The sequence below is a fragment of the Rhizobium freirei PRF 81 genome (assembly GCF_000359745.1).
Classification (GTDB): Bacteria; Pseudomonadota; Alphaproteobacteria; order Rhizobiales; family Rhizobiaceae; genus Rhizobium; species Rhizobium freirei.
On record NZ_AQHN01000094.1, the window covers coordinates 49,899 to 74,731 of the forward strand.

A 24,833-nucleotide genomic window follows, 5' to 3' on the forward strand; every position below is an offset into this window, starting at 1 on the left:
GCTCATGTGGTAGGGTCCGTCATGCCGCTTCGACCCGATCCCTTGCCCCAGGACACTGCGCAATTGACCCGGATCATTCTCTCGCTCAACGAAGAGAATGCCGACCTTAAGGCGCGCGTGGTCTTCCTTGAGCGCCAGCTCTTCGGGACGAAATCGGAGAAGATGACAGTGCTCGATCCGACGCAGGCAATGCTCGATCTTGGCGATCTAAGCGACATTCCCGTTGCTGCCAATGACGATGTCGTGCCGGTCATTGAAGACAAAATGCAGGCACGGCGATCGCCAGCGCGCAATATCGGCCGCTTGCCCAAGCACCTTCCGCGGTATGACGAGGTCATCGAACCAGAGAGCAAGACTTGCCCCTGCTGTTCGTTCGAACTTCATTGCATCGGCACTGATGTCAGCGAGGCGCTCGACATCGTGCCTGCGGTTGTCCGGGTGAAACGGACGATCCGGCCACGCTATGCATGCCGGGCCTGCGAAAGTGTTGTTGTGCAGGCGTCCGCACCGGCACGCGTGATGGACGGTGGCATGGTGACCACGGCGTTTGCCGCGCATGTCGCTGTTTCGAAGTTTGCCTGGCATCTCCCGCTCAACAGACAGGCGCAAATGCTGGCCTCCTGCGGCGTCATCATTGATCGCGGTACGCTCGGGGCATGGGTCACGCGTGTCGCCTGGTGGCTTGAGCTCCTCTACGATGCGCTGACCGCCTTCATCCGCTCGCAGCCGAGGGTGTTCTGTGACGAGACGCCGCTTCCGCGCCTCGATCCAGGACGCAAGCGAACCAAGGTCTGCCAGTTATGGGCGCAAGCGGTTGACGACCGCCCCTGGAATGGTCCGGCGCCGCCGGCGGTTGCTTATATCTTTGCCGAAAGCCGCAGTGCGCGCGAGATCGAGGGGCAATTGTCGTCGTTTGCCGGCGTGCTTCAGGTTGATGGATACCAAGCCTATAAAACCATGGTCAAACGACGCGGCAAGAGCAACGTTGCCCCCATGCGGCTGGCCTTCTGCCTCGCCCATGCACGGCGAAAGTTCGTTGATGTCGTCAAACTGACCGGCTCTTCGGAGGCCTTGTCGATCCTTGCCAGGATTGCAGAAATCTATCGCATCGAAGCAAAACTACGAGGGGAAGATGAAGATACCCGGCTTAGCGGCAGGCGTCGTGAGGCGGCTCCCATCATGAGGGAGCTGAAGGTCCATCTCACCGAACTGAGCGACGAGGTGTCGTCGAAATCAGCACTTGGCAAGGCAGTCACTTACATGCTCAACCACTGGGGCGGCCTGACAGCCTTCCTCGATGATGGCCGGATCGAGGTGGACTCCAACGTAGTCGAGCGTTCAATGAAATCCGTGGCTCTGACGAGAAAGAACTCATTATTCGTGGGCAACGAGCGGGGTGGCCAGACCTTCGCGGTCCTGGCATCGCTCGTGAACACGGCAAAGCTTAACGGCGTGGACCCCGACGCCTGGCTTGCCGATGTGCTGGAACGCATCATCTCCGGCAAAGTCAAAGCCAACGAGATGGAGAGCCTTTTGCCTTGGGCCTGGAACGCCGAGCGCGAAGCGATGACACAGCAGGAGCGACAAGCGGCATGACACAGAACAGCCAGGAGATGACGCCGCGACCGAAGCTCGATGACGACGCATTCGAAGCCTTTATCAGGAGACGTCGTCCGCCATCGCCTATCTGGTCAATGAGCAGTCTCGATGGCTATCTTACGGCCCTCATCATCGGCCCGAAGTTCATCGACCCACGCCAATGGATCCCGGAACTGACCGGCCCGGATGCCCTGAACCTGCCAATGGAAACAACCGAACATCGGGCCGTGCAGACGATCGTGGCGGAGTATAATCGGATATCTGCAAGCCTTTCCGAGAGACCGAAAGACCACCGGCCCAGGTTCACCAGGATCGATGATCAGACCCTTGATCCATTCGATTGGGACATCTGCTTTCTCCTCGGAACAGGATACGCGCCGAGGCTTTGGCAGCCTGTCCTTCGAGGTCATGCCGTCACTGGGGATATCATCGCGCCGATCCGCAAGCTCGGCGAGACAAAACGGAAAGCGACCCACCAGGATGCTGCTGCCGTCGCCGAAGCACTCGTCAATATCCGAACCTATTTTATGCCGAAGCGGGCAAAGCAGAAGTTCTAAAAGAAAGTGCTATTGCGATCCCGTCAACGCCGAAAGCAGTGGGCTGTTCGTCGCGCTCACTGTCATCCTGAATGTACGATGGTGTCAGAACCCAGCGAGTGTCTCTTGCCCATGTCATATTTCGACATTGATGTTTATAGAGCCACCAGCGACGCCACGGCGCTGAATCCGGGTTAACAGTCATGCTCGGATGATTTCGGCCATGTATTGTGGGTTTCTGCCTGCTTTGTTTCGTCTGAGTTTGATACTGCGCTTGTCGTTATGGCTTCGAACCATGTTGATGGCGAAGTGTCGGACGACGGCCATGTTGGCTGGTCCATGCCCGGTTCGAGATCGGGCGGCATCCTCGTTGAAGGTGACGTCGAGTACCCAATGGAGGGAGTTCTCGATGGCCCAATGGCCACGTATGGCCTCGGCGAACTGGAGCGCGGTCATCGACCGCGAGGAGATATAGAAGCGGACCTGGCTGCTTTGCCTGGACTTTTCATAGACTTGTGCTTGCACCTTGACGATGGTGGCGATGGACGGGAAGCGGTATTCGCCGGGAAAGCGCCTGTCGCCGGAGAGCCAGTCGATTTGAGTGGAGACGGTGACCCGCCGCTCTTCGACCCGGCCATGGCCCTTGTCGACTTCGGTCACGGTTGAGGTGAGGTTTGCCGGAGCGTCGGCAAAGAAGCGCTCGATCTCACCCATCAGGCCGGGCTGATTGGCCTTGGCCGCCAGGAGGTAATCAGCGCCTGCATCGAGCACCGCCTGGGCGGTTTTGGCATTGCAGGCAATGGCGTCGATGGTCACGAGCGCGCCTTTCAGGCGATCCTTTTCGGCCAACCGTTCCAGCAGCAAGGGGATGGTGTCCTGCTCACAGCTTGTCGTTGCCACTGCCTCTTGTCCAAGAACCAGCCGTTCACGGGTGGCGAAAGCCGAGACGAGATGCAGCGCCGCCCGGCCGTTGGCCCGGTCATGACTGCCGCGCGAGGTCTTTCCGTCAATCGCCACCAGCGCCGGAGCATCGGGTCGAAGCGTCGCCGCCCAGGATATGAAGCAGTTCGAAAACAGGTCCGGATCGATCCGGTTGAGCAGAATGCGCAGCCAGCGCGAACCCGGTATGCCATGGTGATAGGGAAGAAACCGACGTAAAAACGCCAGGTTATCCTCTCCCCATTCGACGACCTCGTCAAAATCGTCGCATGCGCCGATCGTCCCGCAAACGACCAGAAGAAGCACCTCGGGTAACGGATGGGCGACCCGCCATTGCTCCCGCTCATCCTCAACGAGACTAAAATGGTCCAGCAAAACCCGCAGCCGCGGGCGATCGTCTTCAAACATGTCGGCCTCCAAATCACCGACACTCTTGAATCACACCCAAACCGTTCAGGGAAGAAACGTTAACCCGAGTTCAGAGCCGTGCCAGCGACGCATCAATTCCCACAACATAGTCCCCGCTTGTCCCCCGCTTGATGCTTGGGGCCGAAATCATCGGACCCGCTTCACCATCGTCGCTCTGAGGCACAGTCATCTTCTTGGCTATGCGGAGCGCCGCCCCATTGCGGCATCTGGCTTCGTCGTTTGAGCGCGCCCTCACAACGGGCATGCTAGATCGGAAACAGATATCAATCTTCACAGCGCCTCTTCGAGTTCCGGCAGTGCCTCGAAGAGATCGGCGACGAGGCCGTAGTCGGCGATCTGGAAGATCGGTGCCTCCTCGTCCTTGTTGATGGCGACGATGACCTTCGAGTCCTTCATGCCGGCGAGATGCTGGATGGCGCCTGATATGCCGCAGGCGATGTAAAGCTGCGGTGCCACCACCTTGCCGGTCTGGCCGACCTGCCAGTCGTTCGGCGCGTAGCCGGCATCGACGGCAGCGCGGGAGGCGCCAACGGCCGCCCCGAGCTTGTCGGCAACCGGCAGAATGACTTCCTTGAACTTCTCCGCCGAACCGAGTGCGCGTCCGCCCGAGATGATGATCTTGGCCGAGGTCAGTTCCGGACGATCGGAGGTCGACAGCGCATCGGCGACGAAGCTCGAAAGACCGGGATTGGCGACCGCCGGGATTGCCTCGACAGTGGCCGAACCGTCTTCTGCGGCGGAAGCGAAGGAGGCGGTGCGCACGGTGATCACCTTCTTGGCATCGCTTGCCTGCACCGTCTGGATGGCATTGCCGGCATAGATCGGCCGCTTGAAGGTGTTGGACGAAACCACCTCGATGATTTCCGAGACCTGGGCGACATCGAGGAGAGCTGCGACACGCGGCATGACGTTCTTGCCGACCGAGGTAGCAGCCGTCAGGATGGTGTCATAACCTGCCGCCAGCGAGACGATGAGATCGGCAAGCGGTTCGGCGAGATTGTTGGCAAGCTCGTCGCTTTCGGCCAGCAGCACCTTGGAGACGCCGGCAAGCTTGGCGGCGGCATCGGCCGCAGCCTTGGCGGCTTTGCCGGCCACCAGCACATGGATATCGCCGCCGATCTGAGTGGCCGCCGTCAGCGCCTTGGCGGTCTGGTCGGAAAGATGGGCATTGTCGTGGTCAGCCAGAAGAAGAATGGCCATGGTGAAGTTCTCCCTTTCTATCCTCAGAGCACGCCGGCTTCGGTCTTCAGCTTCTCGACCAGTTCGGCGACCGACTTGACCTTGACGCCTGCCTTGCGGCCGGACGGCTCTTCGGTCTTCAGCACCTTCAGCCGCGGTGTCGTATCGACGCCGAAATCGGCAGGCGCCTTCTTGTCGAGCGGCTTCTTCTTCGCCTTCATGATGTTCGGCAGCGAGGCGTAACGCGGCTCGTTGAGGCGAAGATCCGTGGTCACCACCGCCGGCAGCTTGACCTCGATCGTCTGCAGGCCGCCATCGACCTCGCGGGTCACCTTGGCTTTTCCCTCGCCGATCTCGATCTTCGAGGCGAAGGTCGCCTGCGCCGAACCCAAGAGGGCCGCCAGCATCTGGCCGGTCTGGTTCGAGTCATCATCGATCGCCTGCTTGCCGACGATGATCAGGCCCGGCTGTTCGGCATCGGCAACACCTTTGAGGATCTTGGCGACGGCCAGCGGCTCGACCTGATCTTCGGTCTCGACCAGGATGGCGCGATCCGCGCCCATGGCAAGGGCGGTGCGCAATGTCTCCTCGGCCTTGGCCGGTCCGATCGACACCACCACCACTTCCTCGGCCTTGCCGGCCTCCTTCAGCCGCAGCGCTTCTTCGACCGAAATCTCGTCGAACGGGTTCATCGACATCTTCACATTCGCAAGCTCGACGCCCGAACCATCCGGCTTCACCCGGATCTTCACGTTGTAATCAACTACCCGCTTCACGGGAACGAGAATCTTCATGTGCAGCACTCCTGATCAGCGGCTCGGAACCGGCGTATCGCCGCAATAATCATAAAAGCCTCTGGCGACTTTGCGTCCTAGCCATCCCGCTTCGACATATTTCACCAACAGTGGACATGGGCGGTACTTGCTGTCCGCCAGGCCTTCATGCAGAACGTTCATGATGGCGAGGCAGGTATCGAGGCCGATGAAATCAGCCAGTTCCAGCGGTCCCATCGGATGATTCGCGCCAAGCTTCATGCTCTGATCGATGTCGAAAACCGAACCGACACCCTCGTAAAGCGTATAAACGGCTTCGTTGATCATCGGGACCAGAATCCGGTTCACGATAAAGGCGGGGTAATCCTCCGCAACGACTGCGGTTTTGCCGAGTCGTTGTACGACGGCGCGGACAGCCTCGAAAGTCTCGTTGCTGGTCACGATTCCACGAATGAGCTCGACGAGCTGCATGACCGGAACCGGATTCATGAAGTGGAGGCCCATAAACTGCTCGGGCTTTCGAGTCCGTCCGGCTAGACGGGTGATCGAGAGCGAAGACGTGTTTGAGGTGAGGATCGCTTCCGGCTTCAGGTGAGGTCGGAGATCGTCGAATAATTTCAGCTTGACCGGCTCGCTCTCCGCCGCCGTCTCGATGATCAGATCGAGCGTGCCAAGTTCGGGCAGGTTTACGGTCGTCCTGAGGCGTCCAACGGCGCTCAACATTGCCTCGGCCGCGATCGTTCCCCGTGCCACCTGCCGGTCCATATCCTCGCTAATTTTGGCGACCGCGGCGACGAGCCGATCCGCGTCGACGTCCATCAGCGAGACCTCGAATCCCGCAATTGCAAGCACATGAGCGATACCGCTGCCCATCTGCCCGGCGCCGAGCACTCCGATGGTTTCGATCGTCATTTCGTGTCTACCCTCGACTCTTCGGAAGAAAAGCTCCAGCGTCCAGCACCCAAAAGCGGCGAGGCACTGTCGAGCGTGAGGAGGCTGCGCGACAAGCCGATCGGCGTTCTCAGGCCGGACAAGCCTTCCGGAGCGATCTTAAGCCGGCGCGCCTTGATCTGCGGATCGTCGATCGCCTCGGCGACGCTATTGATCGGTCCTCCCGGAACACCCGCCCCTTCAAGTGCGGCGATCAGTTCTGCTTTCGGCCGAAGTCGCGTCTTTTCCGCAATTATCGCGCAAAGCTTCTCGCGGTTTTCCACTCGTGCGGGATTGGTGGCGTAGGCCGGGTCTCCGGCGAGCGCAGCGAGATCCAGCAGGTCGCAAAGGGATGCGAACTGCCGATCGTTGCCACAAGCGATAATGAGATGACCGTCGAAGGCCGGGAAAACCTGATAGGGCACGATATTCGGATGAGCGTTTCCCATACGGTGAGGCACGTTGCCGGTTGCGAGATAATTCATGGCCTGGTTGGCAAGGACGGAAACTCCGACGTCGAAGAGCGCCAGATCGACATGCTGGCCAACGCCGGAGCGGTCGCGCTCGGCAAGCGCTGCCTGAATGCCGATGACGCCGTAAAGTCCGGTAAAGACGTCGATCCAGGCGACGCCGACTTTCTGCGGTTCACCGTCTGGCTCACCGGTCAGGTCCATAATTCCGCACATACCCTGTATGAGGAAATCGTATCCTGGCTGACGGGCGCGCGGGCCTGTCTGACCGAAACCGGTCACCGAAGCGTAGACGATCCGCGGATTGATCGCGGCGATGCTTTCATAATCGAGACCGAATTTTTGCAGCCCGGCAACTTTGAAGTTCTCAATCACAACGTCAGCTTCTGCGATCAATGCTTTGACGCGCTCAAGACCCTCGGGATCGCCGAAGTCACAAATGACCGACGACTTGCCTCGGTTTGCCGCATGAAAATACGCCGCCACCTTCTCAGCGCCGCCCTTACCGTCCGGGCGTTCGATAAAGGGTGGCCCCCAACTGCGGGTGTCGTCGCCCTGCGGGCTTTCCACCTTGATAACCTCGGCGCCGAGATCGGCGAGTGTCTGGCCGATCCAGGGACCGGCAAGGATGCGGGCAAGTTCGACGACTTTCAGGCCGGCAAGCGGTGCACTGTTCGGACCGCCCATCAGAAGAACGCCTGAATACCGGTCTGGGCGCGGCCGAGGATCAGTGCGTGGACATCATGCGTGCCCTCATAGGTGTTGACCGTTTCAAGGTTCTGGGAATGGCGCATGACGTGGTATTCGATCTGGATGCCGTTGCCGCCGTGCATGTCACGGGCTTGCCTGGCGATATCGAGCGCCTTGCCGCAGTTGTTGCGCTTGACGATAGAAATCATTTCCGGCGCGAACTTGTGCTCGTCCATCAGGCGCCCTACGCGGAGTGAAGCCTGCAGCCCCAGTGCAATCTCCGTCTGCATGTCCGCCAGCCTCCTCTGGAAGAGTTGAGCGCCAGCCAGCGGTTTGCCAAATTGAACGCGGTCCAGTCCATATTGCCGCGAACGCAACCAGCAATCCTCGGCAGCGCCGAGCACGCCCCAGGAAATGCCATAACGGGCGCGGTTCAGGCAGCCGAACGGCCCCTTGAGACCCGAAACATTCGGCAGCAGGGCGTCCTCGCCGATCTCGACGCCGTCCATCACGATCTCGCCGGTGATCGAGGCACGCAGCGACAGCTTGCCGCCGATCTTCGGCGCCGACAGGCCTTTCATGCCCTTTTCGAGGATGAAACCGCGGATCTGGCGGTTATGAGCTTCCGACTTCGCCCAGACAACGAAGACATCGGCGATCGGCGCATTGGAGATCCACATCTTTGAGCCGCGCAGGCGGTACCCGCCGTCGATTTTCTCGGCGCGGGTCTTCATGTCGCCGGGATCGGAGCCGGCATCCGGCTCGGTCAGACCGAAGCAGCCGATCAATTCCCCGGATACGAGGCCCGGTAGATACTTGTCTCGCTGTTCTTCCGAGCCATAGGCATAGATCGGATAGATCACCAGCGACGACTGGACGCTCATCATCGACCGATAGCCTGAATCGACGCGTTCGACCTCGCGCGCAACCAGGCCGTAAGAGACGAAGTTGGCGCCAGCCGCCCCATATTTTTCCGGCAACGTTACGCCGAGAAGCCCGGCCCTGCCCATCAGCCGGAAGAGACCGGGATCAGTCTTCTCCTCAAGATAGGCATCCCCCACGTGCGGCAGCAATTCGGCCTCTGCAAAGGCCTTGGCAGCATCGCGGATCATGCGTTCCTCTTCAGAGAGCTGCTCCTCCAAGAGGAAGGGATCGTCCCACGCAAACGCGCTCGTCTGTGCGGAAGACATGGCTGTGGCGGAATTTGTCGTCACGGATTTCCCTCGAATGAAATGCGACCTCGGATATCGAAGCTGCTTGCTCATGCATTTACCGATTGTGTTTCGCGAGAAATAACCCTATTTAGATGTGATCTAATTCATAAAATGCATAGGTTTGATGCGCCCGCGTCGGTTCCTTCCCTCCATGAGCCTCCTCTCTGCGTTCGAAGCCGTCTTGCGCACCGGCTCAACGGCGGCGGCGGCGCGTGAGCTTGATTTGACACAGAGCACTGTGAGCCGCCTCGTGCAGAATCTGGAGCAGCAGCTTGGCCGGCCGCTCTTCGAGCGACACAGGCAGAAGCTCATTCCGACGGAAGCAGCCCATGCCTACGGGCGGAACGTGAGCCGCGCGCTCGATCTCATCCAGCGGGGCAGCATGGAATTCGCCGCCAACCCAGGCGGCGGCACCCTGTCGCTGGCTATCCTGCCGGCTTTCGGTACGCGATGGCTGGCGCCGCGGTTGGGCGCATTCCTGGTCAAACATCCAGGTATCACGATCAACCTCGCGACGCGGCTCAAGCGCTTTAACTTTGCCGCCGAGAGTTTTGACGCAGCCATTCATTTTGGAGCAGACGATTGGCGGGATGCCGACCATATGAAACTCTTCGAGGAGCGCCTGACGGCGTGCATTTCGCCAGCGCTCCTCGCTGAACATCCGATTGACGACATCGCGGACATGGCGAGGTTGCCACTTCTGCAACTGGAAACCAGGCCGACCGGCTGGAGGATCTGGTTTGCCGCTCAGGGAGCGCGACCGGCGAACGTGACGGGGATGCTTTTCGACCAGTTCGCGACGATGACGCAGTCGGCGATCTCCGGGCTCGGCGTGGCTCTTCTTCCGGCCTATCTCGCTGACACTGAAATAATCGAAGGGCGCCTGGTACCGGTCCTGAAGAGATCGGTGCCGGGCTCGGGGTCCTACTGGCTCGTCTGGCCGCAATCGCGGACCAATTACCCGCCGCTCGAAGCTTTCCGCGCCTGGCTGGCCAAAGAAAAGGTCTCGGGAACCTCGTGAGTCTTAGCAGCAAGACGGGAAGCGGCTGTGTCGTTTTCGTGACAGTCATCATCGCCACATTATAGTCGGCCCGAGCTTGTGGGCATGCATGATGTGTCCCTCATTTCGGGCAACGGATCGTGTCCCGCCGGGTAGTGTAGGTCCTGAGGATTAGATGGCCATCAGTTTTTTTCCGGCAGGGTCGGGCTGTTCAAGACCAACCTGATGGAAAGACACCGATGACCGACGATATGATGAACGTGCGCTCGCTTGTTGAGAAGAGTGCCGATGCCGATTTGCTACGGGAGATGATCGGCGTTGCCGCCGAACGGCTGATGGAGCTGGAGGTCGGCAGTGCGACCGGTGCTGGCTACGGCGAGAAGAACGCGATGCGGCTGGCCCAACGCAACGGCTACCGCGACCGAGACTGGGACACGTCGCATGGCGGAAAAGGCTCTGACGGCTGTTATCCAGGAAGCTTACATCCAAGGCATCTCAACGCGTTCCGTCGACGATCTCGTCAAGGCGATGGGTATGAGCGGCATCTCCAAGAGCCAGGTGAGCCCTCTGTGCGAGGAGATCGATGTCAAGGTCAAGGTTTTCCTCGAAAGACCCATCGACGGGCTGGCCCTATCTCTGGATCGATGCCCACCTATCTGAAGGTCCGGCGCGGTGGCCGCATTGTTTCCGTTGCCGTTATCATCGCCGTCGGCGTCAATACCGATGGCAGGCGCGAGGCTCTGGGCATGGAAGTTGGCACTCCCGAAGCCGAGCCGATCTGGACGGAGTCCCTGCGTAGGCTCGCCCGCCGAGGTCTGCGCGGTGTGAAGCTCGTCGTCTCCGATGCTCATGAGGGCCTCAAGGCCGCCGTCACCAAGGTTCTCAGTGCCACATGGCAAAGATGCCGGGTTCACTTCATGAGGAACGTGCTGGCGCACGCCGGAAAGAGCGGCAGACGCGTCGTATCCGCCTTCATCGCCACTGCTTTTGCTCAGGACACATCGGAGGCGGCGAGCACCCAGTGGCGCAACGTCGCCGTCCAGATCCGGCCGAAAGTGCAGAAGCTCGCCGCCATCATGAATGATGCCGAAGAGGATGTGCTCGCCTGCATGACCTTCCCGAAAGAGCACCGGGTCAATTGCATTCAACAAATCCGATCGAACATCTCAATGGCAAATCAAGCGACGCACCGAGGTCGTTGGCATCTTTCCCAACGACGAAGCCATCGTCCGTCTCGTCGGCGCACTGCTGCCCGAGCAAAACGATGACTGGGCCGTCCAACGTGCCAGGTACATGACACTTGAGACAATGGCATCAATGAGCGATGATCCGGAAATCAGCCTGCCTGCAGTCACGCGCTGAAATCCCACTCCGGCGCTCGCCGGAAAACACGGCTACCTGCCGGAAGCTACACCAATCCCTTAGGCTGAGACACGATCGGGAAACGTGAAACAGCGCATGGGTAGTGCCTCCGGATGACGCTGGTCCGAGTTGAGTCGGCAATTCCGGGCCGTCCTCATTTCGAAGCTAGGCGTACTGAGCTATCGGCGCGAATATCGCCTCTCTTTGAACGTGGCGAGCGACGGCAACCTTGTTACGGATGGAAGTCTGCCGAACCTCTTGTTGACGATCCAGGATCGTTGATCGGATGATCGGATGTGTGGAGGGGCGGAATGTTCGGTCGCCTGCGTAGAGGGGGCACCTCTGGCGATCTCGCGTTTCGTAAGCCAACCAAACCGCCTTCGCGTGGATGACTGGCTCAACGCTTGCAGGCGCGCGCCCTTTGCCGGTTTGTCGCGTATTCGCGCGAAGCTTCGCGTTCTGCCGCGCGACGATCAAGGTGGAAGTTCCTCCCAGATCGCCGCGCTATAGCGTTCCGCCATTCGTTCCGCTGATCCTTTGTCGATTATAGTTTATATCGAGGCCACCACGCGTGCATCAATCTAAATCAGACGCAAGTTCACGTCCCTAACCCAATATCCCGCCATGCCTCGACGCTCGGTGGTCCAGCGCAGACTGATATTTTAGTACGCTCGCCGATCTCATAGACGACCGCGCCAACGGTCATCGGTTCCGTCGCCAGTTGCGGGGCAACTAGCGAAACCTCACCGCCGGCCCGGCATGCCGCCAGTGCCGCCTTGACATCATCCGTGGTTACCCGCACGTCATCAAGATCGAGATGCAAGCTTTGGAGGCGACCGCGCGAACTATCGCTTCCTGCGAGGGGTATTGTCGCCGAACGCCTGTCGTCGCTCGCAAGCGGATGATTGGTATGCAGCGAACATCTAGACTTAGTAGCGAGCGGCAATACTTTGCCCGCGGAGCATTCGACAGTCGCGATGTTCTGACGGTCTCCCAATTGATAGTTCTGTCCCGAGGCGTGCGGAACGTCATGCAGGAACCTAATGGCGTCCGACACGCTCGAGCAGGCGAGGGCGCCTCGCATCACGAAAGCCACTGGCAACCCTGTCGGGCTGACAGCCAGTTGTGATAAGGTGTTCACACAGACGCCGACCCCGCGCTCGGACACGCCCATCAGGCCAATCAGACCTGCAGATGTGAAGACCATGGTCTCACCGGCTTCCGAGTCCTGCGTTTTCAGCAAAACCTGCGCCCCGTCGTGCCATCGTGGCAAGTCCATTGTTTGAGCAATTATTGTCGGGATAGGCCCGCAGGGGGCGATTGCAAGGCTGGAGCAATGTCCGTCTCCAGTGGAGCGGCCGAACCACCACTCCTCATCCAGTAGCTGGAGCGCAAATGCGGTTTCGTGGGCGATGTTGGATCCTTCCGCTATTCCTGCAACCTCTTCGGCGAGGTGGGGTGTGTATCGCTTCACCGCATCGCCGAACCGTGTTGCCGCCAAGAAGCGCGGAATGAACGTCTTGGCGGTGACGCCGTAGGCTTCCGCGATGGCGTCATGCCAGCGCATTATCTTTTCAGCGATAGCGGTGCGCAGCGCTTCTCCATGAGTGCGTCCTCGTTGACGGGGCGACCCAGCGCAGTCAATGACGGAAAGGAGATCGGTCTTCATTGGTCCTCCAATTTAAATGCGTGTCGCAAGCGGTGTTGCAACGGTATCGGCGTTTCAATCTCAGAACACCTCGAGAAGACGCTTCGTACGTGGTGTTAGGATTTCGAAACCTTCCTCTGTAATTGCAATGGAATCACCGAACCCGGCGGCGACCTCCCCAAACACTCTGAACGAGTAGCACGCGTGGAAGCACATCCCCGGCACGAGAATCTGGTCAGACTCTGCCAGCCAGATCGAGTTTTCAGGCCAGGACGGAGGAAAGGCCAGGCCGACGGGATAGGCCTTCCACGACCTGAATTTCTCAGTCAGGTAGTCAGCCAAAGTGGAGCCTACTATTCGGGTTCCAAGGCGAGTTCGCGCGTCCAAACTCATCAGTTCGCACTTCGTGCTAGTCAGAACGTCTCGCATAGTTCGGCGGGGCTTCAGATTGCTATAAAGTGTCTCAAGACAATGGAGCGCGACATCTGACAGAAGGCGTGTACTATCTGACGCACGCCCTGCTATCGCCGTGGAATAAAGCGGCGCGTTATAGCGCTCATGGACCCCACTCATCTCCATGATGATGGGGTCGCCCCGCTTGATCTTGTTCCTACGAAACGAAGAATGCACTATAGCATGCCAATCTCCGGTACGGATGATGGGATCAATGGAGAAATATTCACTGCCTGCGCGGATCATACCTGCAGACGCCGCCGCGGCAATGTCATTGTCGGTGATGCCCTCCTGGATGATCGCTTCTGCTGCCGTCAGACCAGCTACCGAATAAAGCCCGGCCTTGCGCATATAGGTAATCTCTGTTGGGGACTTTACGGCACGAATGCGAGTGACCAAACCGGACGCATCGGCCACTATTGCATTAGGAAATGCAGAGCACAGTTTCGAGTAGGCATACGGAGTTAGTCCCTTTTGCCGACTCTCCAAGCCAATTTTTTTCGGCGTTGAATTTAAACTGTCTATGATTAAGGCTAGTTCCGTACCAGCCTCATCCATGCGACTCCACATTATCGACTCGATGCGCTCGACATTAGTATGGACGCGGCCAAGATCGACCTCCAGATCGCAAACATGGAGAACTAGGTTTCCCTGCGCAGGAAGGATCAAGCAGGAATACCAGTCCGATACCAATGTTTGAAAACCTGTTAGATAGCAGATATTGGAAAGGTCGGTAACGAGCAGCACGTCAATCTCAGCTTGCGCCATTTTCTCGCGCACGCGCTGAACGCGATAGTTGTAGTCTTTCTGCTCGAAAGCCGTAAACTTAAACGGTTGAACCTTTGGAGTCGCTTCAGTAGTAGTCATTGAACGATGCTTTCTGTGATGGTGGAGGCGTCGGGCGCAACGGCATACGCCTAAATGCGTCCGGGCGAACTCGGCTCGAATGCTGGATGAGAAAGAGCCTTTTCTGTGTTCTGCGTGTCGGTTCGCCGGTCGACTAATTTCCGCAGTTTATTGCACTCACTCGGTGCAGTGTCCACAACGATCCTGTCCGATTCTCGAACTGCGAGTCTCCATCTTTAGTTGAGGAAACAACAAGCGCGGTTGCGATGCGGCAGTTACTCTCGTCTGAAGCTAGACCATTTGTAATTCCCTGTGTTTGTGGCTGGGACAAGCCTCAGTCTGCTCCTTTCAGCGACATCGGTACTTCTGATAGTTAGAATGCATAGCGAACTCTCTCCTGCAATGCAACGCATGTTTTATAAGTTCAACTTGTGATGCAAACGTCCCGCTCTTTTTCAGGAGGACAAGGTCCTTGGGTCTTGTGATCAAAGAACCTCTGGACCTCTGGACCTTGGTACGCATTCGGCGAGTACCGCATTAATTTCGTATTTGCACGTGATAAGCTCTCGCAATGGATATCGACGAAGACAAGATCGACGATGCGGTGCTGGCGCTGTTGTGGCTGACGCTGCATGACGGGTATCGAGCCTGGAAGGGTTTGGACTGGGAGACGACGGATCGTTTGTTCAAGAAGGGGCTGATCGCCGATCCGGTGAACAAGTCGAAGTCGTTGATCTTAACGGATGAAGGCCTGCAACGGTCAGAGGAGCTGTTTCGGGAACTGTTTACGCGGCCGCCGCAATAGGTGCCGCCTTTTCGGCCTTCCAAGCCCACGGCAACAACTCGTCGATCCTGTTTGCCGGGTGGTCGGCGATACGGGCAAGCACATCGGCAAGCCAGGCCTGCGGATCGACATGGTTCATCTTTGCGGTGACGATCAAACTGTACATGGCGGCAGCTCGTTGACCACCACGGTCGGAGCCGGCGAATAGCCAAGCCTTTCTTCCCAATGCAATTCCGCGCAGCGAACGCTCTGCCGCGTTGTTCGACAGGCAGATCCGGCCATCGTCGAGGAAACGAGTAAACGATACCCAGCGGTTCAACATGTAGTCGAACGCTTTGGCCAGATCATTGTCGCGAGACAGCTTGGCACGTTGCTCGCGCACCCACCGCTCCATGTTGGCGATCAGTGGCTTGCTATGCTGCTGACGCGTCGCCTTGCGCTCATCGGCCGTCTGGCCATTGATCTGACGTTCGATCTCGAACAGCGCATCGATCCGGCGCACCATCTCGATGGCGATTGGTGAGATGACGGCAGCGGGTTTGCCCTGAGCCTTGCGCCGGGCATTGGCCTCGAGATCGGCCATGATGAAGAATGGTCGCCTTGCGTGCGCCCAGCACGCTGCCTCATAGATCGGACCTGGACTGCGATCAGGAAGATAGAGCTTGGTATAACCGCCATAGGCATCTGCTTGCAGGATGCCGCAATAGCCGGCCAGATGCGCCTGCGGATGGTCACCGCTGCGGTCGCGGGAATAATAGAACATCGCCGACGGCGGCGCCGTGCCACCGAACGGGGCATCATCGTGCACATATGTCCAGATCCGAGCAGTATCGGTCTTGCCGGCTGCGAGAACCGGAACCGTGGTATCGTCGCCGTGAATCCGCTCGGCTGCAAAGGTGTGAGCCTCGATCCGCCTCAGGATTGGATCAAGGGCATGGCAACAAGAACCGATAGCATCGGCTGCCGTCGACAGGCTGATTGACACGCCCTCAAGCGCAAATCGTTCCACCTGACGATTAAGGGGAATGTGTTGGCCGAATTTGTCGTAGAGGATCATCGCCAGAAGGCTTGGACCTGCCCAGCCTCTGGGAATGACGTGGAATGGGGCCGGTGCCTGGCTGATCTTCTCGCAGTCGCGGCAGGTGAACTTCTCGCGCACCGTCTGAATGACTTTCCAGGAGCGTGGAATGCTCTCCATCGTCTCGGTGACATCTTCGCCCAGCTTGCGCAGCCGGTCACTACCGCAGCAGCTGCAGGCGACCGGACCGGGCACAACGACACGCTCGCGCGGCAGGTGATCGGGGAATGGCTTCTTAACGGGGCGTTTGCGTGTGAAGCCGGCGACAGCAATGGGGGCGGCCGCAGCAATGGCCATTTCAGCGGCAAGTTCATCCTCGGTGGCCGCCGCCTCGGCATCCTCGAGCATCAGCTCCATTTGAGCGATCAGCCTGGCAGTCCGCTCCGATTTCTGACCACGCAATTGCCTTTGCAGCTTTTCGATATGGACCTTCTGACGCAGAATGGTGGCTTGATCGTCCGCTTCCTTGGCTTTGGCGACGGCAAGTTCGGCTAAGGCAACGGCGCGCTCCGCACGCGCCACGACCAGCTCTGCTTCAAGTGCAGCGGCATAATCGGAGTGGTTTTCCAGGCCGTTTTCCATGTCCGGATCAAACCACAAAGCCACTGATTTGCATAGCTTTTCTTCAAGGTTCGAGCCGCAAAATGCACCTATCCGGCGCTCGTCGGACGCCATGTCTGTTGCGGATTTCGCCAGTCTATTCCCTCAAGAAGGTAGGACATCTGCCCGGCTGTAAGGGCAATGGCTCCGTCCACTGTCGCCGGCCAAATAAAGTGGCCTCGGTCGAGCCGTTTGGCATAAAGCGATAGTCCGACACCGTCATGCCATAGGGCCTTGATCAATCGACCATTTCTCCCGCGGAAAACAAAAACGTCGCCCTGGAACGGATTGCGGCCAAGCCCCTCTTGCACGATGAGAGCCAACCCCTGCATACCCTTGCGCATATCGCAGTGACCGCTGGCAATCCACACTCTGACGTTCGAACTGATCGGGATCATCGTCCCTCCAGCACATCAAGCACGCGCGACAACGTCGAGGCATCAAAGTCACGAGTGACCCGCACCGACCGGCCCCGGCCAACATGGATTTCGATCGCAGAAGACGCCGTCGCAGCCGGCATTCCCATTGCCGAGTCCGGCGCCTGTTGTACCTTCACCGGAACGAAGGCGCGCGGCTCTTCCGCTCTCTCTGCAACACCAAGCTCACGACGCCACCGATAAACCAGTGACCGATCAACGTCGTGACGTCGCGCAACCTCCGTCACCGTCATCTCGCCAGTCAGCGTCTCCGAAACGATCGATTCCTTGGAAGTTCGTGTGAACTTCCGGCGCCGCATACTGCCCGCCAAAATCTCAAGCTGATGGATAGACACGTCGTTATCCTCGTTGTTAGCAACGTGGCGATACCGCTCACCTCAGCAAAACATCGATATCACCGTGACAAAGCAAGGCGGTCCTCGGCGTGGGGATACTGGACCTCTGGAACTCCGGACTTCCTGTGAAGGATCACCAAACATGTAACCGATCGCGCAAGTCTGTGGTTACGACGGCTTCGGTAATATTGTTGGGAGATATCGACAAGCATGGGTGACGGCTAGCTCGCCGGATGCGGTGCCGCTGCGACGGCACCAAGCTGCCGCACGCCTCCTTGCGAAGGCGTTAGACGATAATCAATTGCGTCTTCGAGAAGATATAGGTCGACGCACGCAAAGCCACATTCTCGATAGTTCGCCACGTTAATGACGTCTGGTGTCAGAAGTCTAACCAGACAAAGCCAAGCGTGAAATAACAGCTTTCAATGTGTCAAGATTTGGCTGAGGAACAGCTTTGTTCTGTCGTGCTTGGGGTTGCCAAAGAAGTCATCGGGGTTGCCCTCTTCGACAATTCGACCACAATCCATGAAAATTACCCGATCCGCGACGGCTCGGGCAAAACCCATCTCGTGGGTGACGCAAACCATGGTCATTCCCTCACGCGCCAGACTAGTCATAGTTTCTAGTACCTCCGAAACCATTTCAGGGTCGAGTGCTGAGGTAGGCTCATCAAATAACATCACTGCTGGTTCCATACACAGAGAACGGGCAATCGCGACGCGCTGCTGTTGTCCGCCTGATAATTGGGCTGGGTATTTGTTCGCTTGATCGGGGATGCGAACGCGCTCTAGGAACTTAAGAGCGATCTTTTTGGCCTCTGCCTCGGGCACGCCATTAATCCACATTGGACCGGCCATACAATTCATCAGCACGGTCATGTGGGGAAAGAGATTGAAGTGCTGGAACACCATACCGACATTCTTGCGAACTTCGGTGACGTTACGCATTCTGTTGTGCAACCTGATCCCGTTAATGGCAATCTCACCCTCCTGATGCGCCTCAAGTCGGTTGAAACATCGGATCAGTGTCGATTTTCCCGATCCGGAGGGGCCGCAGATGACGATGCGTTCGCTTTTGCTGACAGTAATATTGACATCAGTGAGTGCCCTGAAGGCGCCGTACCACTTGGAAACGTTCGTCGCTTCAATTATTTTTTCTGCGCTCATCGAGACCTGCTTCTGCTTCGAAGACTTGTGGGATGACGGCACATGCACTGGCGGCATGTTGTCAATCCCCTGCAAAGAGTTGCGCTCATCGGCCCCCTTCACTTCAAATGTATTGCTAAGGGTCATCGTACCATACTCCTCCCGAAATGGCGCTCGAGCCGTGATTGACCAATCTCGAGGCAGACAGACATTGTCCAATAGATGAGCGATGCTGCTATCAGCATCTCCATGTGATGAAACGTCGGCTGACCGATTGTGCGGGCAAGGAACGTCAATTCCCACACGCCGAGTACCGACACAAGCGAACTATCCTTTAGCATTGAGATGAACGTATTTCCCATCGGTGGAATGATGACAGGAAAAGCCTGCGGCAAGATGATCTTGCGCATGGTCAGACCGAAGCCAAAACCGATGGATCTTGACGCTTCCCATTGGCCCCGGTCGATACTCTGGATACCGGCGCGAAAGATCTCTGTCATATAGGCTCCCACACAGAGCGACAACGCCAAGATGCCCGAGGGAACGGCATTGAGCACAATCCCCAACTGAGGCAAACCGAGGTAAATCAGATAAATCTGCATGAGAAGGGGCAGACCCCGGAAAAAAGAGGTGTAAAAACTGGCGGTGGCATATGCGAAGCCATTGCTTGAAAGCTTTGCGACCGCGGCGACAATCGCGATTAGCGAGGCAAAGAAAAGCGAGACCGCTGAAACATAGATCGTAGTCACCACCCCTTGGGAGATGAGGTAAGGCAAATTCTCCCATATGAAGGGCATGCTCAGATTGAATGATCTGAAAAAGGCGAGAAACAGCAGCAATAGTTCCATCCATACGATGCCAATCTGCACCTGTAATGGAATAAATCCAACTACTACGATGTTGAGGCTAAATATGATCGCAAGTACGAAGGCGATCGCAAAACGCCCGTAAATTCCGCTTTGTAGCGGGTCGCCAATAACCGGCCGCATAAGTTCGCCGAAGGTCGTGCCCGCAAGGTTGAACGAAAGAAAAAATGCAAGCATTGCGACGAAGATCAGGGCGACGAACCAAGGCTTATGAACAAGCACCTCGGATTCAACTGTATCCCGATATAGCATGATAGACCCTTCAAGAAAATGGGCCCGGCCGAGCCGGGCCGCTAACGCGTGATGTCTTATTTTTGTTCGCAGTAGTCCACCCCGAACCACTTGATCGACATCTTGGAAAGGGTACCGTCATCTTTCATACTCTTGACGGCGGCCGCGATCTTGTCATTGAATTCGTCGTCGCCCTTCAAAATTGAGATTGCACCTGGCGCGTAGAAGAGGGTACCAAGCACCTTGATCGGATAGCCTGATTTTATTGCTTCACGGGCCACCGTATCATCACCGAGAACCGCATCTAAACGAACACCGTCGCCGAGACGAAGGTCGTCGAATGCGACGTTGCTGGATCCATACGTCTTCACTTGGCCTGGCGTAAATTGGTACTGCACCGGCTTGGCGTCAATCCAACTGGGATTGAAGTTGTGATTGGCGTAGGATTCCGCCACGTTGCCCGCTCCGACGCCGACAATCTTTCCGTCCAAATCCGAAAGCGTCGTCGCCTTGCTGTCTTTGTGAACAACGGCAACTTCTGGCGCCCACACGTAGACAGCTGGGAAGTTTAATTTTTCCGCACGCTCCTTGGTTGGCGTCATTTGACCCATAGAAAGATCCCAGCGACCCTCCCACTGGCCAGAGGTGATGAGATCCCAGGCAGGCGTAACAAACTTGACCTCCACCCCTAGGTACTTAGCAACTCCCTTAGCGATATCGACATCGTCACCATCAAGTTCGTGCTTGTCATTCATGCGCGACATCGGCCCCCAGTCCGTTCCGACCGCAACTGTCAGCGTCTTGGTTGCGCGTACGCGATCAAGTACCTCACCGGCATTTGCTTTGGCTAATGGAATTGCCGAAGCAACCGCGACCGACGACGCCGCTGTCAACATTTTTAAAAATTTGTTCATCCGATATTCCCCTTTGTTAGTGCTTCTTGATTGTCGGCGCGGCTCATCGCGGCGCACCTCGGCTCAGCTTGTGCGTCCCGATCGGTATCCCAGGCTGCTGCCCCGTTTTCGAAGCGTATCGTGTGGTAAATCGAAATGCAACATTTGTTTTAAGTATGTCTGTTCGACCCGAATGTATCGCCGTGAGTTATTGGCTTAATAACGCTGCGGTATCCGTGTTGTGTAGCCGCTTGGCCCGGACCGAAGGGGGCGCGGGTGTCGTCACTTCTTGGAACTAAGTGTAATCGGTCGTCAAAGCGGACGGCCCGGAAGGCCTGATCAGTGGCCACGCCATTTACATTTAAACTTGCCAGGGTGCGGTGTCGCAACCTCGATTGGGGAGCGACATCCAATGGATGGCTCGTGCGCTGGCGCATCAGATGCAGCCCAATGATCTTGAAAGCGATGTTACACCTGATCCATATATCGCAAACTAAGACACTCGTTGCATTAGTGGTCATATTGCGTTAGGCATTGGTTCCGGCTCGTAGGGTCCTTGGGAGTGTGCCCCTACTTACCGGTCCGCCAGACTTGTGCCGTGTTGTTAATGGAAGGATGTTCGCAACAAAGAAGCGGCCTGATCGTCAGCTACTTCGAATGGGTGAAGAATCTCACGCATATCCCTTCGGCTTCGGCTTGATGGAGCGCCGCCGGCGCGAGCGGCGCAACCAGACCATCGCACCGGCCCTCGAATGCATGACCGGTAAGGAGTTCCCTGCCGACATCCGTGACGAGTTCCTCGAAGGCGGCGCGGAAATCGATCTCGTTCGTTCCGGACTGGAAGACGTGATGCGAAGCACCTGGGGGCGCATTGCTGACCTGATGGAGCAGCAACCGGAACTCGGTGACTACCGAACCGCCGCCTATGTCGCGTCAATCCGACAGATCGCCGATGCCTATGAAGCGATAGGTATCTGATCGGCGACACGTACGAAAAGGGCTTCGTTTAGGGGATCAGTCGCTTGAGCTTTGAATTCGCCTCCCAAGCGACTTGGCTGCCGCCGAACAAGGACGGCAGCCTCTTTTTTGCGAGAGAGACTGGTATCAACAGCGTCAAATCGCGGGAGGTCTTAATCCGCGTCAGAGGCCACCCAGGCAAAGGTACTTCATTTCAAGATAGTCCTCGAGGCCGTGGCGGGAGCCTTCACGTCCAATGCCTGACTGCTTGATCCCTCCAAAGGGTGCAGCCTCCGACGACATGCGGCCGGTGTTAATGCCGACCATCCCGTATTCCAGCGCCTCGGCCACACGCCAGACCCGCCTGAGGTTCGAAGCATAGAAATAGGCGGCGAGGCCGTAGATCGTATCGTTAGCGTATCGCACGACTTGCTCCGGGTCGTCGAAACGGATGATTGGTGCCAGAGGACCGAAAGTCTCTTCCTGGGCGATGCGCATTGAGCTGACGACATTTGTAATCACGGTCGGCTCAAAAAATGTTCCGGACGTGCCGATGCGCCGCCCACCACATCGCACTATTGCCCCGTTTTTGACAGCGTCATCGACATGCGCTTCGATCTTTGTCAGAGCATGATTGTCGATCAGAGGCCCGATCGCGGTGTCCTGTTCAAAGCCGTCGCCAACGCGAAGTCTTCGCGCGTGCGCGGTGAACTTTTCAGCAAATTCGTCATAGACGCGTTTTTGGACGTACAGCCGATTGGCGGACACGCAGGTCTGCCCAGCATTGCGAAACTTGGCTCGGATCGGGCCGTCAACGGCGGCGTCGATATCAGCATCGTCGAAGACGATGAAAGGGGCGTTCCCGCCGAGTTCGAAGCTGATGCGCTTGATTTGGTCGGAGCACTAGCGCATCAGTAATCGGCCGACTTCGTTCGACCCTGTGAAACTGATCTTTCGCACCTTTGGGTTTGAACACAATTCACGACCGATAGCGTCACCCTCTGACGCATAGACGAAATTGAGAACGCCCTCCGGGAAACCAGCTGCACGCGCGAGGGCGAACATGGCCCCGGCAACGAGGGGCGTTTGCTCAGCGGGCTTCAAGACAACGGTACAGCCAGCGGCAAGCGCCGGCGAAATCTTGCGCGCTACCATCGAGGCCGGAAAGTTCCAAGGGGTAATGGCCCCGACAACACCGATTGGTTGCTTGATCACCAGCATACGCCTGTCATTGGAGGGCGCTGAAATGGTCTCGCCGTAAATGCGGTTGGCCTCTTCGGCGTACCATTAGAGATATGCCGCCGCGTACAAGACTTCCGATTTCGCCTCTCCCAGCGGCTTTCCCATCTCAGCCGTCAAGATCACGGCAAGATCGTCGCTATGTTCGAGGATCAGCCGGTGCCACTTCCACAGGATGTCCGAGCGCGCCCGGGCGGTGAGCCCAGCCCAAGGCGCTTGGGCAGCATGCGCCTTGTCAATGGCTGCGGAAACCTCTTCGGCACTCATGTCCGGCACCTCGGCCAGCAGATCGCCGGTGGACGGGTTAAAGACCGCAAAGCGCTTCATAGATGTAGCCGTGTGCGTGCTAGGCTCGGATAGGTCGAGGAATTGCTCCGGATTTTTTAGATGCCTCGTTAGCGCAGCAGTGAGCGTCATTCCCGTTCTTCCTGTTCCGATCGTCAACGTCTACAGCTTTGTTCATCTGAACGTTTATGCTGAACGGGGACGCCGGAGCAATGTTGTTCCTGATCGTTGCGGTGAAGGCGGCGCGCAGCTTGACTGAGAGCGATCAAGGTCTCGATTTCACTTTTGCACCTTTCGCCAACGCCTTCCACCGCCAGCAGGGGTAGGGGGTCTAGAGGGGGGCGGCATAGATACGTTTGACGTCCGCGAAGTCGCTGAGTTCAACGAGCAGAACGGTCGCTTTCAACGTCTTCGCATGCTCGCGCTAGGCCTTCGCAAGGGAAGCAAGATTCGTCAAGCACCACTGTTCGGTCGCCATTGCATTCAACCCTGCGAGATCGCAGCTGAGCAGCCGGGTATTCGTTTCATCACGGATGTCGCTCAGCGCTTTGAAAGCGGAACGTATTCGCGCAGCGGTGCGCCGGTATAGAGCTGGCGCGGGCGGCCGATACGCTGATCCGGATCTTCGATCATCTCGTTCCACTGGGCAATCCAGCCGACGGTGCGGGCGAGCGCAAATAGTACCGTGAACATGGTCGTGGGGAAGCCGAGCGCCTTCAGCGTGATGCCGGAATAGAAGTCGACATTCGGGTAAAGCTTCTTCTCGATGAAATAGTCATCGGTCAGCGCGATACGCTCCAGTTCGATCGCGATGTCGAGCAGCGGATCGTCCTTGATGCCGAGTTCGCCGAGGACCTCGTGCGCCGTCTTCTGCATGATCTTGGCGCGCGGATCGTAGTTCTTGTAAACGCGATGACCGAAGCCCATCAATCGGAACGGATCGTTCTTGTCCTTGGCGCGGGCGATATATTCCGGAATGCGGTCGACCGTGCCGATTTCCGTCAGCATGTTGAGCGCAGCTTCGTTGGCGCCGCCATGGGCCGGGCCCCAGAGGCATGCGATGCCGGCGGCGATGCAAGCAAAGGGATTGGCGCCGGAAGAGCCGGCGAGGCGAACCGTCGAGGTCGATGCGTTCTGTTCATGATCCGCGTGCAGGATGAAGATGCGGTCCATGGCGCGGGCAAGCACCGGATTGACCACATATTCCTCGCAGGGCACGGCAAAGCACATGCGCAGGAAATTCGACGCATAGTCGAGATCGTTCTTCGGGTAAACGAAGGGCTGGCCGATATGGTACTTGTAGGCCATGGCGGCAAGCGTCGGCATCTTGGCGATCATACGAAGGCTTGCGACCATGCGCTGGTGCGGATCGGTGATGTCGGTGGAGTCGTGATAGAAGGCCGACAGAGCGCCGACGCAGCCGCACATGACGGCCATCGGATGCGCATCGCGGCGGAAACCGGTGAAGAAGCGGGACATTTGTTCATGCACCATGGTGTGGTGCACGACCCGATAGTCGAAGTCCTTCTTCTGGGCTGCGGTCGGCAATTCGCCGTAGAGCAGCAGGTAACAGACTTCGAGGAAGTCGCCGTGCTCGGCAAGCTGTTCGATCGGATAACCGCGATGCAGCAGAACGCCTTCGTCGCCATCAATAAAGGTGATGCTGGACTCGCACGACGCAGTCGAAGTGAAGCCAGGATCATAGGTGAACATCTTCGTCTGCTCGTAGAGGGATCCAATGCCGAGGACGTTCGGACCGATCGTGCTTGATCGAAGTTTCAATTCGGCACTATGGCCGTCGACTAAGACACAAGCATTGTTGTTATCCATGATATTTTTCCTCAGGGCTCGCTAGCTGGGAACTAACAGCTGCCGAATGAACTGATCTGTGTTCTAATTGTCTTCCCGCAGAGGG

General features: G+C 57.7%; 19 protein-coding genes and 3 pseudogenes. 6 read left to right on the forward strand and 16 right to left on the reverse strand.

The annotated features are described in order from the left end of the window. Nucleotides 1-21: 21 nt before the first annotated feature. Nucleotides 22-1,596 (forward strand): IS66 family transposase, encoded by a 1,575-nt coding sequence (gene tnpC, locus RHSP_RS31425; protein ID WP_004128951.1) that lies wholly within the window; start codon nucleotides 22-24, stop codon nucleotides 1,594-1,596. Beyond that, a complete protein-coding gene (locus tag RHSP_RS31430; protein ID WP_004128954.1) occupies nucleotides 1,593-2,156 on the forward strand; it encodes a UPF0149 family protein in 564 nt (187 codons plus the stop codon). The genes tnpC (RHSP_RS31425) and RHSP_RS31430 overlap by 4 nt, the downstream gene beginning before the upstream one ends. 180 nt (nucleotides 2,157-2,336) lie before the next feature. Here the strand turns inward: RHSP_RS31430 and RHSP_RS31435 are convergent, their stop codons facing one another. The 6 genes from RHSP_RS31435 to RHSP_RS31465 all read right to left on the reverse strand — a co-directional run bounded on the left by RHSP_RS31435 (nucleotide 2,337) and on the right by RHSP_RS31465 (nucleotide 8,735). Beyond that, nucleotides 2,337-3,482: an ISAs1 family transposase gene (locus RHSP_RS31435; RefSeq protein WP_004128957.1), complete on the reverse strand. Its 1,146-nt coding sequence runs from the start codon at nucleotides 3,480-3,482 to the stop codon at nucleotides 2,337-2,339. 291 nt (nucleotides 3,483-3,773) lie between these two features. Continuing rightward, nucleotides 3,774-4,703 (reverse strand): electron transfer flavoprotein subunit alpha/FixB family protein, encoded by a 930-nt coding sequence (locus RHSP_RS31445; protein ID WP_004128985.1) that lies wholly within the window; start codon nucleotides 4,701-4,703, stop codon nucleotides 3,774-3,776. Between the two features lie 23 nt (nucleotides 4,704-4,726). Continuing rightward, a complete protein-coding gene (locus RHSP_RS31450; RefSeq protein ID WP_004128988.1) occupies nucleotides 4,727-5,476 on the reverse strand; it encodes an electron transfer flavoprotein subunit beta/FixA family protein in 750 nt (249 codons plus the stop codon). Between the two features lie 15 nt (nucleotides 5,477-5,491). After that, a complete protein-coding gene (locus tag RHSP_RS31455) occupies nucleotides 5,492-6,367 on the reverse strand; it encodes a 3-hydroxybutyryl-CoA dehydrogenase (protein ID WP_004128992.1) in 876 nt (291 codons plus the stop codon). Further along, nucleotides 6,364-7,542 (reverse strand): CaiB/BaiF CoA transferase family protein, encoded by a 1,179-nt coding sequence (locus RHSP_RS31460; RefSeq protein WP_004128995.1) that lies wholly within the window; start codon nucleotides 7,540-7,542, stop codon nucleotides 6,364-6,366. The genes RHSP_RS31455 and RHSP_RS31460 overlap by 4 nt, the downstream gene beginning before the upstream one ends. Next, on the reverse strand, nucleotides 7,542-8,735 hold the full coding sequence (locus RHSP_RS31465; RefSeq protein ID WP_015342015.1) for an acyl-CoA dehydrogenase: 1,194 nt from the start codon (nucleotides 8,733-8,735) through the stop codon (nucleotides 7,542-7,544). The genes RHSP_RS31460 and RHSP_RS31465 overlap by 1 nt, the downstream gene beginning before the upstream one ends. A 148-nt stretch (nucleotides 8,736-8,883) precedes the next feature. Here RHSP_RS31465 and RHSP_RS31470 point away from each other — a divergent pair, with 148 nt between their 5' ends. Together RHSP_RS31470 and RHSP_RS31475 are read left to right on the forward strand one after the other, a co-directional pair. Next, nucleotides 8,884-9,780, forward strand: coding sequence for a LysR family transcriptional regulator (locus tag RHSP_RS31470; RefSeq protein WP_004128999.1), 897 nt, complete (start codon nucleotides 8,884-8,886; stop codon nucleotides 9,778-9,780). Between the two features lie 218 nt (nucleotides 9,781-9,998). After that, nucleotides 9,999-11,121: pseudogene (locus tag RHSP_RS31475) on the forward strand (IS256 family transposase). A 598-nt stretch (nucleotides 11,122-11,719) separates the two neighbouring features. On the opposite strand, the gene RHSP_RS31485 reads toward RHSP_RS31475, so the two are convergent. Together RHSP_RS31485 and RHSP_RS31490 are read right to left on the reverse strand one after the other, a co-directional pair. Then, nucleotides 11,720-12,790 carry a C45 family autoproteolytic acyltransferase/hydrolase gene (locus tag RHSP_RS31485; RefSeq protein ID WP_004129003.1) on the reverse strand — a complete coding sequence of 357 codons (1,071 nt, stop codon included), beginning with the start codon at nucleotides 12,788-12,790 and terminating at the stop codon, nucleotides 11,720-11,722. A 60-nt stretch (nucleotides 12,791-12,850) separates the two neighbouring features. After that, nucleotides 12,851-14,089: a M24 family metallopeptidase gene (locus RHSP_RS31490; protein WP_004129006.1), complete on the reverse strand. Its 1,239-nt coding sequence runs from the start codon at nucleotides 14,087-14,089 to the stop codon at nucleotides 12,851-12,853. A gap of 550 nt (nucleotides 14,090-14,639) precedes the next feature. Between RHSP_RS31490 and RHSP_RS31495 the strand changes: the two genes are divergently transcribed. Next, the gene (locus RHSP_RS31495; RefSeq protein ID WP_004129017.1) at nucleotides 14,640-14,873 is read left to right on the forward strand and encodes a DUF6429 family protein; all 234 of its coding nucleotides are present in this window, start codon (nucleotides 14,640-14,642) and stop codon (nucleotides 14,871-14,873) included. Here RHSP_RS31495 and tnpC (RHSP_RS31500) read toward each other — a convergent pair. The 6 genes from tnpC (RHSP_RS31500) to RHSP_RS31525 all read right to left on the reverse strand — a co-directional run bounded on the left by tnpC (RHSP_RS31500) (nucleotide 14,854) and on the right by RHSP_RS31525 (nucleotide 20,458). Continuing rightward, nucleotides 14,854-16,512 carry an IS66 family transposase gene (gene tnpC, locus RHSP_RS31500; protein WP_004129019.1) on the reverse strand — a complete coding sequence of 553 codons (1,659 nt, stop codon included), beginning with the start codon at nucleotides 16,510-16,512 and terminating at the stop codon, nucleotides 14,854-14,856. The two genes, RHSP_RS31495 and tnpC (RHSP_RS31500), sit on opposite strands and share 20 nt — an antisense overlap. A gap of 68 nt (nucleotides 16,513-16,580) precedes the next feature. After that, nucleotides 16,581-16,928, reverse strand: a complete 348-nt coding sequence (tnpB, locus tag RHSP_RS31505) for an IS66 family insertion sequence element accessory protein TnpB (protein ID WP_004129022.1) — start codon at nucleotides 16,926-16,928, stop codon at nucleotides 16,581-16,583. Beyond that, nucleotides 16,925-17,302: an IS66-like element accessory protein TnpA gene (gene tnpA, locus RHSP_RS31510; protein WP_004126183.1), complete on the reverse strand. Its 378-nt coding sequence runs from the start codon at nucleotides 17,300-17,302 to the stop codon at nucleotides 16,925-16,927. The genes tnpB and tnpA overlap by 4 nt, the downstream gene beginning before the upstream one ends. A 422-nt stretch (nucleotides 17,303-17,724) precedes the next feature. After that, nucleotides 17,725-18,468 (reverse strand): amino acid ABC transporter ATP-binding protein, encoded by a 744-nt coding sequence (locus RHSP_RS31515; RefSeq protein ID WP_028755383.1) that lies wholly within the window; start codon nucleotides 18,466-18,468, stop codon nucleotides 17,725-17,727. A 122-nt stretch (nucleotides 18,469-18,590) separates the two neighbouring features. Then, on the reverse strand, nucleotides 18,591-19,565 hold the full coding sequence (locus RHSP_RS31520) for an amino acid ABC transporter permease (protein WP_004129028.1): 975 nt from the start codon (nucleotides 19,563-19,565) through the stop codon (nucleotides 18,591-18,593). Between the two features lie 56 nt (nucleotides 19,566-19,621). Further along, nucleotides 19,622-20,458, reverse strand: a complete 837-nt coding sequence (locus RHSP_RS31525; protein WP_004129031.1) for a transporter substrate-binding domain-containing protein — start codon at nucleotides 20,456-20,458, stop codon at nucleotides 19,622-19,624. A 613-nt stretch (nucleotides 20,459-21,071) separates the two neighbouring features. Between RHSP_RS31525 and RHSP_RS31530 the strand changes: the two are divergent. Further along, a pseudogene (locus RHSP_RS31530) lies at nucleotides 21,072-21,415 on the forward strand (glutamate dehydrogenase); the annotation flags it as partial. Between the two features lie 162 nt (nucleotides 21,416-21,577). On the opposite strand, the pseudogene RHSP_RS31535 reads toward RHSP_RS31530, so the two are convergent. Both RHSP_RS31535 and gltA read right to left on the reverse strand, forming a co-directional pair. Further along, nucleotides 21,578-23,050: pseudogene (locus tag RHSP_RS31535) on the reverse strand (NAD-dependent succinate-semialdehyde dehydrogenase). Nucleotides 23,051-23,458: 408 nt separating this feature from the next. Beyond that, nucleotides 23,459-24,748 (reverse strand): citrate synthase, encoded by a 1,290-nt coding sequence (gene gltA, locus RHSP_RS31540; protein WP_004129043.1) that lies wholly within the window; start codon nucleotides 24,746-24,748, stop codon nucleotides 23,459-23,461. Nucleotides 24,749-24,833: the final 85 nt, after the last annotated feature.

What these genes read in the sequence shown, in the direction of transcription:
- tnpC (WP_004128951.1), top strand. Translation starts at nt 22, where the DNA reads ATGCCGCTTCGACCCGATCCCTTGCCCCAGGACACTGCGCAATTGACC.
- RHSP_RS31430 (WP_004128954.1), top strand. Translation starts at nt 1,593, where the DNA reads ATGACACAGAACAGCCAGGAGATGACGCCGCGACCGAAGCTCGATGAC.
- RHSP_RS31435 (WP_004128957.1), bottom strand. Translation starts at nt 3,482, where the DNA reads ATGTTTGAAGACGATCGCCCGCGGCTGCGGGTTTTGCTGGACCATTTT.
- RHSP_RS31445 (WP_004128985.1), bottom strand. Translation starts at nt 4,703, where the DNA reads ATGGCCATTCTTCTTCTGGCTGACCACGACAATGCCCATCTTTCCGAC.
- RHSP_RS31450 (WP_004128988.1), bottom strand. Translation starts at nt 5,476, where the DNA reads ATGAAGATTCTCGTTCCCGTGAAGCGGGTAGTTGATTACAACGTGAAG.
- RHSP_RS31455 (WP_004128992.1), bottom strand. Translation starts at nt 6,367, where the DNA reads ATGACGATCGAAACCATCGGAGTGCTCGGCGCCGGGCAGATGGGCAGC.
- RHSP_RS31460 (WP_004128995.1), bottom strand. Translation starts at nt 7,542, where the DNA reads ATGGGCGGTCCGAACAGTGCACCGCTTGCCGGCCTGAAAGTCGTCGAA.
- RHSP_RS31465 (WP_015342015.1), bottom strand. Translation starts at nt 8,735, where the DNA reads ATGTCTTCCGCACAGACGAGCGCGTTTGCGTGGGACGATCCCTTCCTC.
- RHSP_RS31470 (WP_004128999.1), top strand. Translation starts at nt 8,884, where the DNA reads ATGCGCCCGCGTCGGTTCCTTCCCTCCATGAGCCTCCTCTCTGCGTTC.
- RHSP_RS31485 (WP_004129003.1), bottom strand. Translation starts at nt 12,790, where the DNA reads ATGAAGACCGATCTCCTTTCCGTCATTGACTGCGCTGGGTCGCCCCGT.
- RHSP_RS31490 (WP_004129006.1), bottom strand. Translation starts at nt 14,089, where the DNA reads ATGACTACTACTGAAGCGACTCCAAAGGTTCAACCGTTTAAGTTTACG.
- RHSP_RS31495 (WP_004129017.1), top strand. Translation starts at nt 14,640, where the DNA reads ATGGATATCGACGAAGACAAGATCGACGATGCGGTGCTGGCGCTGTTG.
- tnpC (WP_004129019.1), bottom strand. Translation starts at nt 16,512, where the DNA reads ATGGAAAACGGCCTGGAAAACCACTCCGATTATGCCGCTGCACTTGAA.
- tnpB (WP_004129022.1), bottom strand. Translation starts at nt 16,928, where the DNA reads ATGATCCCGATCAGTTCGAACGTCAGAGTGTGGATTGCCAGCGGTCAC.
- RHSP_RS31515 (WP_028755383.1), bottom strand. Translation starts at nt 18,468, where the DNA reads ATGAGCGCAGAAAAAATAATTGAAGCGACGAACGTTTCCAAGTGGTAC.
- RHSP_RS31520 (WP_004129028.1), bottom strand. Translation starts at nt 19,565, where the DNA reads ATGCTATATCGGGATACAGTTGAATCCGAGGTGCTTGTTCATAAGCCT.
- RHSP_RS31525 (WP_004129031.1), bottom strand. Translation starts at nt 20,458, where the DNA reads ATGAACAAATTTTTAAAAATGTTGACAGCGGCGTCGTCGGTCGCGGTT.
- gltA (WP_004129043.1), bottom strand. Translation starts at nt 24,748, where the DNA reads ATGGATAACAACAATGCTTGTGTCTTAGTCGACGGCCATAGTGCCGAA.